Annotated in this window: 3 protein-coding genes; 1 reads left to right on the top strand and 2 read right to left on the bottom strand. The window is 65.4% G+C overall.

The features are described 5' to 3' along the window. Both A5707_RS23515 and A5707_RS19415 read right to left on the bottom strand, forming a co-directional pair. Nucleotides 1-183: PPE domain-containing protein (locus A5707_RS23515; RefSeq protein ID WP_156657385.1), on the bottom strand; the 183-nt coding region annotated here is incomplete at its 3' end. 13 nt (nt 184-196) lie between these two features. Beyond that, entirely contained in the window at nt 197-496 is a 300-nt protein-coding gene (locus A5707_RS19415; protein ID WP_065012573.1) for a PE family protein, read from the bottom strand. Nucleotides 497-792: 296 nt separating this feature from the next. On the opposite strand from A5707_RS19415, the gene A5707_RS19410 reads away from it, so the two are divergent. After that, the coding region (locus A5707_RS19410) for a PPE family protein (RefSeq protein WP_156658148.1) at nt 793-1409 on the top strand (617 nt) is incomplete at its 3' end.

Genomic DNA, 1409 nt, shown 5'->3' with positions numbered 1-1409 from the left:
CGACGCCGGGCCGCGCCACTCACTGGTCAGCTGCGTGATCACCCTGTCGTAATCGATTGCGGCGGACTCCAACTCGGCGGCCAGCCACCGCCAGGACGACGCCGCGGACATCATCGCCGCCGACCCCGGTCCGGCATACATGCGAGCGGAGTTGACCTCTGGCGGTAACGCCCCGAAATCCAGCACTACGTCTCCTCTAGCTGGTCGCGGCGGCGTTGGCGGCTTCCGTGGCCGCGTACGAACCGGCGCTGGTGCCCAGCATGTTCACGAACATGTCGTGAATTGCCGCGGCTTGGACGCTGGCCGCCTGATACATCCGGGCATGCGTGGCGAACTGTGCCGCCGTCAGCGCCGAAATCTCATCGGCTGCCGGCGGCACTATTCCCGTCGTCGGGCCCGCCGCAGCCGCATTCTGCGCCGCCACTGACGCGCCGATAGCCACCAAATTGCGAGCCGCAGCGGATAGCACCTCCGGCTGGGTTTCTACGAACGCCACGCTGATTTCTCCTCAGTGCTCGGTCTCAACGGCCTTCACGAGCCGCTCGCTAGCGACGTTAGATGGCCGGGAGCCGACTGTGCACTACCAACGACGAGTGTTCACCTAAAGATAGAAAGAGTTCATTACTGCGTACCGCTGACGCCTCTGAACGCCTTATATCTTCATTAGTGAACTTATGTCTCAGATAGTGGATCGCAGCCGTCGCCGATGGCGAGGAAGGGCATCGCATTCGTGACTACGAGGTCGAGTAGATCGGCAGGCTGTAGCGACCGACGAGGCCAGGACGTCAAGTAGTGGATTACGGAGCATTACCGCCGGAAGTCAACTCTGGCCGGATGTACGCCGGCGCGGGCGCGGGACCGATGTTGGCGGCCGCCGCTGCCTGGGACGTGTTGGCCACCGACCTGTACACGACCGCGTCCTGCTACGGCTCGGCGATCTCCGAAATCAGTGGCCTGTGGTCGGGCCCGGCGTCGATTTCGATGGCCGCGGCCGCCGCGCCCTATGTGACGTGGTTGTCCACCACCGCGGCACGGGCCGAGCAGGCGGCGGTCCAGGCCAAGGCCGCCGCGATTGCCTATGAGGCCGCCTTTGCGATGACGGTGCCGCCGCCGGTGATCGCGGCTAACCGCCTCCAGCTGGCGCAGGCGGTGTCGACCAACGTTCTCGGTCAAAACATGCCGATCATCGCCCAGCTGGAAGCCCAATACGGGGAGATGTGGGCCCAAGATGCCGCGGCGATGTACGGATACGCCGCTCAGGTCGCACCCACCACGAAGGTGACGCCGTTCACCGCTCCGATGCAAACCACCAACCCCGCCGGGCAGGGCATGCAGGCCGCCGCGGTCACCCACGCCGCTGCCACATCGGCCGGAACTGGCGCACAGTCGGCCGAGTCGCAGCTAATGGC

The sequence above is a fragment of the Mycobacterium kyorinense genome, assembly GCF_001672775.1.
GTDB classification, from domain to species: domain Bacteria; phylum Actinomycetota; class Actinomycetes; order Mycobacteriales; family Mycobacteriaceae; genus Mycobacterium; species Mycobacterium kyorinense_A.
This window is presented reverse-complemented; position numbering and strand designations above follow the sequence as displayed.